This window comes from Streptomyces sp. VRA16 Mangrove soil (assembly GCF_017377775.1).
Taxonomy (GTDB): domain Bacteria; phylum Actinomycetota; class Actinomycetes; order Streptomycetales; family Streptomycetaceae; genus Streptomyces.
In genome coordinates this window covers 547,820-553,921 of sequence record NZ_JAFVLN010000005.1, presented here as the reverse complement: position 1 = coordinate 553,921, position 6,102 = coordinate 547,820, and the positions used below count along the sequence as shown (strand labels likewise).

The window sequence follows — 6,102 nt, the reverse complement described above, 5'->3', positions numbered from 1 at the left end:
CCCCCCCGCGCCCGGCGCGCCCCCCCCCACTCCATGTGTGCTTCAGGTGTCGTGTCCCCGGGTGTCGTGCGACCTCACTCGTGCGGCACCACCACGACCGGGCAGGCCACGTGGTGCAGCACCGCGTGCGTGACGGGACCCGTGTGCGGACCCACGCCCGCCCGGCGTGGCCTGCGCCCCACGACGAGCAGTCCGGCGCCGTGTGCGGCGTGCACGATCTCGTGCGCGGTGCGCGCGTGCACGGCGGCGGAGCGCACCCGCACCGTGGGGAACTTCTCCCGCCACGGGGCGAGCCGCCGCTCCAGCGCGTGCTCGGCCGCCTGCGCGGCGCGGGCGTGCGCGCCGGGCAGCGGGGCCGGCGCCGTCTCGTACGGCAGATGCCAGATGTGCACGGCGTCCACCGTGGCGTTGCGCCGAGCGGCCTCCTCGAAGGCGAACCGCAGGTGCCCCTCGCAGGGCCGCGCCGGATCCACCGCGACGACGACGTCGCGGTACGGCAGGTCGTGCCCCGGGAGCGGGCCGCCCGGCGTGTCGTCGGGCTGCCGGTGCTCGTCGGCTGCGGTGAAGGAGGCTCGCACCAGCACCACCGGCACGGTCGCACGGGCCACCACCGAAAGGGCGACGGACCCGGACAGCAGGCCGCCGGGTCCTCCGGCGCCGTCGTGGCCGAGCACCAGCAGCTCCGCCGAATCCGCCTCGGCCAGCAGCGCCTGACGCGGCGGCAGACGGACCTGCTCGGCGCTCATGTAGAGCTGCGGATGACGTTCCCCGATCCGGTCCACGGCGCCGCGCAGCACCCGCCGCGCCCAGAACTGCGGCACGGTGAGATCGGGCCGGCGCGCGTCGGCGAAGTCCGCACTCGGCGGTCCCTCCCAGGCGTGCACGAGCCGCAGCGGAGCCCCGCGCAGCAGGGCCGCGCGGGCACCCCAGTCGGCTGCGGCGAGACTCTCGCGTGAGCCGTCGAGTCCGACGACGATCGGCTTGGTCATGGTGTTCGCCTCCCGGTGGTCGTGTCCGTTCCCGTCAGGTGCGCGGCGACCGCGTCCGCCCACGCGTCGATGCCGGGCCAGTCCCGGTGGTCGCCGTAGCGGCAGCCGAGCAGCCGGAACACGACCCGGCCGCGCCGGTCCAGCTGGTCCCGGCGGATCACGCCGGAGAAGCGACGGTGCTCCCGGGGGCGCACCACGGTCACCAGGCGGGCGATCGGCGGCTGTTCGGCCCGGCTCGCGAGCCGGCGCAGCGGGCGTGGCAGTGCGGCGCTCATGCCGACGCTGAACATCCACACCGGCCGGCCGCGGAGCGCGGCGCCCCGGCGGCGTACGTACGCCTCGGCCGGGGGCAGCCACGCCCCGTCGTGCACGGCGCTGCCGAGCACGACCGCCTGCCAGGGGCAGGGGTCCGGATCGGTGTCGAGGGGGGCCGTCACCGCGTCGAGACCGCGCCGCCCGAGCCGGGCGGCGATGTGCTCCGCCACCTCACGGGTCGAACCGTGCGCGCTCGCGTACGCCACCAGGACCGGCATGACGTGCCCCGGCTCACGAGCACCGGGGCGGCGGCTCCGCAGGCCCGGTGAGCTCCACGATGTCGTCCGCCGCCACGTCGTGCAGCCGCAGCGCCAGGTCCTCCAGCGCGCGGCTGACGGCCAGTTCGTCGCCGATCTCGGGCACCGGCCGGTCGATCGGATTGCGCCGCGCCGTGCCCCGGCCGGTCACCGACAGGGACGACCCCGCAGCGGTGAGCTCGGCCTCCGCGTACGTCTCGTCGTCCCGCTCGGAGAGCCGGATCCGCACGTGCCACTCCTTGACCGTCATCGCGATCACCCGTTCTCCTCAGCCACGGGAGCCGGCGTGCTGGAACTCTTTCGGCCCGGGGGCCGCCACCGGGGTCCCGCCGCGCGGCACGGACCGACGGCGACGCAGCCGCAGCAGCAGCGCGTCGGCGACGACCACGGCCACGCACACCACCACCAGGGACACGGCGAGCAGCTCGCCGAACATCCACCAGAACTCGGCAGGGAGGAACGTACGCATGGGGACCGCCTCCTCGCTCGCGTACGTCGATGCACCTTCAGTCAACTCCCTTTCCACGCACGGCGCGTGGGCCGCCAGGACCCGATCCGGGGTCCTTCGGCCCCTGCTCCGCCGGCCCGTCCGGGCGGATGGTCGAAGCAGGAGCCGGAGGCAGAGGGAGGCCCGTCATGCCATGGCAGACCATCCACAAGGGTGCTGCGCCCCGAGTCCCGCCGAACCTGGCCGACTACGACCAGGAGCGGCGCTGGTTCACCTGGTCCAACGCGCACGGACAACTGCGCGGGCTGCCCGGTGGCCGGGGTCTCAACATCGCGTACGAGGCGGTGGACCGGCAGGTCGACGCGGGCCACGGCGCCGCGGTGGCGCTGCGCTGCGTGGGCCGCGACGACACCGTCACCACCGTCACCTACGCCGAACTCGCCCACCGCACCTCCCGGTTCGCGGGCGTGCTGCGTCTGCTCGGGGTCGAACGCGGCGACCGCGTGGCGACCCTGCTCGGCCGCGGCCCCGACCTGTTCACCGTGGTCCTCGGCACACTGAAGAACGTCAGCGTGCTGTGCCCGCTGTTCTCGGCGTTCGGCCCCGAACCGGTGCGCCGGCGGCTCGCCCTCGGCGACGTCCGGGTGCTGGTCACCACGGCCGCGTACTACCGGCGCAAGGTCGCCGGGATCCGGGACGCGCTGCCCGCCCTGGAACACGTTCTGATCGTCGGGGCGGACCCCGGTGAACTGCCGCCCCGCACCCGCTCGTTCGAGGAACTGATGGCCGCGGCCCCGCCCGTCTTCGACATTCCGCCGACGGCCTCGGGCGACATGGCGCTGCTGCACTTCACCAGCGGCACCACCGCCGCGCCCAAGGGTGCCGTGCACGTCCACGAGGCCGTCGTCGCCCACCACGTGAGCGCCGCCTATGCCCTGGACCTGCACCGCGGCGACGTCTTCTGGTGCACCGCCGACCCCGGCTGGGTCACCGGCATGTCGTACGGGGTCATCGCCCCGCTCACCCACGGTCTGACCGTCGTCGTCGACGAGGGCGACTTCGACGCCCGCCGCTGGTACCGCATCCTCGCCGAGCAGCACGTCACCGTCTGGTACACCGCCCCCACCGCGCTGCGCATGCTCATGCGCACCACACCGCGCCGGGGCGACCACGCGCTGCCCCGCTCCTACGACCTGTCGGCGCTGCGCTTCATCGCCTCCGTCGGTGAACCCCTCAACCCCGAGGCCGTGGTGTGGGGGCAGGAGGTGCTCGGACTGCCGGTGCACGACAACTGGTGGCAGACCGAGACCGGCGCCATCATGATCGGCAACTTCGCGGCCTGCGACATCAGGCCCGGCTCGATGGGCCGCCCGCTGCCCGGCGTGAGCGCCGCCGTCCTCGAACGCGGTGCGGACGGGCGCGCGAAGGTCAGCCGAGACGGCCATGTCGCCGCCGTCGAAACCCCGGACACGGAGGGCGAGTTGGCGCTGCGCGCGGGCTGGCCCTCGATGTTCCGCGGCTATCTCCACGACAAGGAACGCTACGAGGCGGCCTTCGCCGACGGCTGGTACCTCACCGGGGACCTGGTGCGCCGGGACGCCGACGGCTGGTACTGGTTCGTCGGACGTGCCGACGACGTGATCAAGTCCGCGGGACACCTCATCGGGCCCTTCGAGGTGGAGAGCGCCCTGATGGAACACCCGGCGGTCGCCGAGGCGGGCGTCATCGGACGGCCCGACCCCGTCGCGGGCGACATCGTGAAGGCGTTCGTGTCGCTGCGGCCCGGCCACGCACAGGGACCGGCGCTGGAAAGGGAGTTGATCGCCTTCGCGCGCAGCCGCCTCGGCCCCGCCGTCGCCCCGCGCGAGATCGCCTTCGACCAGCACCTGCCGCACACCCGCAGCGGCAAGGTCATGCGCCGCCTGCTCCGCGCCCGCGAACTCGGGCTGCCCGAGGGAGACACCTCCACCCTCGAAGCGCCGTACGAACCCATGGGACCGGAGGCCCCCGCATGAACGCCACCAGCCGCCCCCGCAAGGCCGCGAACGCCGTCCACCGCCGTGCGCTCCTGGAGTCGATGATCCGCATCCGGCGCTTCGAGGAACGCTGCGTCGAGCTGTACAGCGCGGCCCGCATCCGCGGCTTCGTCCACCTCTACATCGGCGAGGAGGCCGTCGCCGTCGGCGTCAACGAGGCTCTCACCGACGACGACGCCGTCGTCTCCACGTACCGCGAGCACGGTCACGCCCTCGCCCGCGGTCTCAGCGCCGAGGCCGTCATGGCCGAGATGTTCGGCAAGGCCACCGGATGCAGCCACGGCCGCGGCGGCTCCATGCACCTGTTCGACGCGGACCACCGCTTCTACGGCGGCAACGCCATCGTAGGCGGCGGACTTCCGCTCGCCGTCGGACTCGCGCTCGCCGACCGCATGACCGGCCGCTCCCGGGTCACGTGCTGCTTCTTCGGCGACGGCGCGGTCGCCGAGGGCGAGTTCCACGAGAGCGCTAACCTGGCCGCGCTGTGGGGCCTGCCGCTCCTGCTGGTCTGCGAGAACAACCAGTACGCGATGGGTACAGCCCTCGACCGCGCGCAGGCCCAGACCGATCTGGCGCTGCGCGCCTCCTCGTACGGCATGGTCGCCTGGGCCGTCGACGGCATGGACGTCGAGGCCGTCGAGACGGCCGCGCTGCGCGCCACCGAGGCGATCCGGGCCGGCGGCGGACCGCACTTCCTCGAACTGCGCACCTACCGTTTCCGCGCCCACTCCATGTACGACCCGGACCGCTACCGCGACAAGACCGAGATCGAGCGGTGGAAGAAGCGCGACCCGATCGTTCGCCACGCCGACCGGCTGCGGCGCGCGCACGCCCTGCCCGCGGCCCGGCTGCGGGAGATCGAGCGTGCGGCCGAGCAGGAGATCGAGCACGCCGTCGAGGCCGCGGACCTGGCACCGGCCGAACCCGTCGAGGATCTGCTGCTGCACGTCACCAGCGAACCTCGGACGCCCGCGAAGGAGGCGACGGGGCGATGAAGCAGCCCGGGATGAGGACACAGCCGAAGACACCGACGAAACCGCAGCCGGAACCGGCGCCGGCCGGGGGCGGCGGCGACAAGACCACCTACCGGGAAGCCCTGCGCGAGGCCCTGCGCGAAGCGCTCCGCGCCGACGAGCGGGTCTTCCTGATGGGCGAGGACGTGGGCGCGTACGGCGGCTGCTTCGGCGTCAGCCTCGGCCTCCTGGAGGAGTTCGGACCCGAGCGGATCCGCGACACCCCGCTGTCCGAGTCGGCGTTCGTCGGCGCCGGGATCGGGGCGGCGCTGGCCGGGATGCGGCCGATCGTCGAGATCATGACGGTCAACTTCAGCCTGCTCGCCCTCGACCAGATCCTCAACAACGCCGCCACGCTGCTGCACATGTCCGGCGGACAGCTGCCGGTGCCGCTCGTCATCCGCATGACGACGGGCGCGGGACGCCAGCTCGCGGCGCAGCACTCGCACAGCCTGGAGGGCTGGTACGCGCACATCCCCGGACTGCGCGTCCTCGCCCCCGCCACCCTGGAGGACGCCCGCCACATGCTGGCGCCCGCCCTCGCCGACCCCGACCCGGTCCTGATCTTCGAGCACGGCACGCTGTACAACGCGTCCGGCGAACTCGACCCGCACGCACGGCCCTTGGGCCTGGACCGGGCCGCGATCCGCAGGCCCGGGACGGACGTCACCCTGATCACCTACGGCGGTTCGCTGCCCAAGTGCATGGCCGCCGCCGACGAGTTGGGGGCGGCCGGGGTCTCCGCCGAGGTCGTCGACCTGCGCAGCCTGCGGCCGCTCGACGACGCCACGATCATGGAGTCCGTCGGCCGGACGCATCGCGCCGTCGTCGTCGACGAGGGCTGGCGCAGCGGCAGCCTGGCCGCCGAGGTCTCCGCCCGCATCACCGAGCAGGCCTTCTACGAACTCGACGCCGCCGTACGGCGGGTGTGCAGCGCCGAGGTGCCGATCCCGTACGCCCGCCAGCTCGAACAGGCGGCGCTGCCCCAGGTGGCCGACATCGTCTCGGCGGCGCGCGGGGCCGTCGAGGGGCGGGACGGTTGAC

7 protein-coding genes are annotated in these 6,102 nt (G+C 73.8%); 3 read left to right on the top strand and 4 right to left on the bottom strand.

All coding sequences use genetic code 11. The features are described 5' to 3' along the window. Positions 1 to 74: 74 nt before the first annotated feature. From J3486_RS17500 to J3486_RS17485, 4 genes are read right to left on the bottom strand one after another with little or no spacing between them, the layout of a single operon-like run. The gene (locus tag J3486_RS17500) at positions 75 to 989 is read right to left on the bottom strand and encodes a universal stress protein (protein ID WP_207821229.1); all 915 of its coding nucleotides are present in this window, start codon (positions 987 to 989) and stop codon (positions 75 to 77) included. Beyond that, positions 986 to 1,522, bottom strand: a complete 537-nt coding sequence (locus J3486_RS17495) for a flavodoxin domain-containing protein (protein ID WP_207821228.1) — start codon at positions 1,520 to 1,522, stop codon at positions 986 to 988. The genes J3486_RS17500 and J3486_RS17495 overlap by 4 nt, the downstream gene beginning before the upstream one ends. A gap of 13 nt (positions 1,523 to 1,535) precedes the next feature. Continuing rightward, positions 1,536 to 1,811, bottom strand: a complete 276-nt coding sequence (locus J3486_RS17490; protein ID WP_207821286.1) for a DUF1876 domain-containing protein — start codon at positions 1,809 to 1,811, stop codon at positions 1,536 to 1,538. Between the two features lie 18 nt (positions 1,812 to 1,829). Then, the gene (locus J3486_RS17485) at positions 1,830 to 2,030 is read right to left on the bottom strand and encodes a hypothetical protein (protein WP_207821227.1); all 201 of its coding nucleotides are present in this window, start codon (positions 2,028 to 2,030) and stop codon (positions 1,830 to 1,832) included. 167 nt (positions 2,031 to 2,197) lie between these two features. On the opposite strand from J3486_RS17485, the gene acsA reads away from it, so the two are divergent. From acsA to J3486_RS17470, 3 genes are read left to right on the top strand one after another with little or no spacing between them, the layout of a single operon-like run. Further along, positions 2,198 to 4,024, top strand: a complete 1,827-nt coding sequence (gene acsA, locus J3486_RS17480; protein WP_207821226.1) for an acetate--CoA ligase — start codon at positions 2,198 to 2,200, stop codon at positions 4,022 to 4,024. Next, positions 4,021 to 5,040 carry a pyruvate dehydrogenase (acetyl-transferring) E1 component subunit alpha gene (gene pdhA, locus J3486_RS17475; RefSeq protein WP_229378116.1) on the top strand — a complete coding sequence of 340 codons (1,020 nt, stop codon included), beginning with the start codon at positions 4,021 to 4,023 and terminating at the stop codon, positions 5,038 to 5,040. Before acsA ends, pdhA begins: the two co-directional genes overlap by 4 nt. Further along, entirely contained in the window at positions 5,037 to 6,101 is a 1,065-nt protein-coding gene (locus J3486_RS17470) for an alpha-ketoacid dehydrogenase subunit beta (protein WP_229378115.1), read from the top strand. Before pdhA ends, J3486_RS17470 begins: the two co-directional genes overlap by 4 nt. Position 6,102: the final 1 nt, after the last annotated feature.

Bases quoted from the DNA above. Each gene is read 5' to 3' on its own strand.
- J3486_RS17500 (WP_207821229.1), bottom strand. From the start codon at position 989: ATGACCAAGCCGATCGTCGTCGGACTCGACGGCTCACGCGAGAGTCTC.
- J3486_RS17495 (WP_207821228.1), bottom strand. From the start codon at position 1,522: ATGCCGGTCCTGGTGGCGTACGCGAGCGCGCACGGTTCGACCCGTGAG.
- J3486_RS17490 (WP_207821286.1), bottom strand. From the start codon at position 1,811: ATGACGGTCAAGGAGTGGCACGTGCGGATCCGGCTCTCCGAGCGGGAC.
- J3486_RS17485 (WP_207821227.1), bottom strand. From the start codon at position 2,030: ATGCGTACGTTCCTCCCTGCCGAGTTCTGGTGGATGTTCGGCGAGCTG.
- acsA (WP_207821226.1), top strand. From the start codon at position 2,198: ATGCCATGGCAGACCATCCACAAGGGTGCTGCGCCCCGAGTCCCGCCG.
- pdhA (WP_229378116.1), top strand. From the start codon at position 4,021: ATGAACGCCACCAGCCGCCCCCGCAAGGCCGCGAACGCCGTCCACCGC.
- J3486_RS17470 (WP_229378115.1), top strand. From the start codon at position 5,037: ATGAAGCAGCCCGGGATGAGGACACAGCCGAAGACACCGACGAAACCG.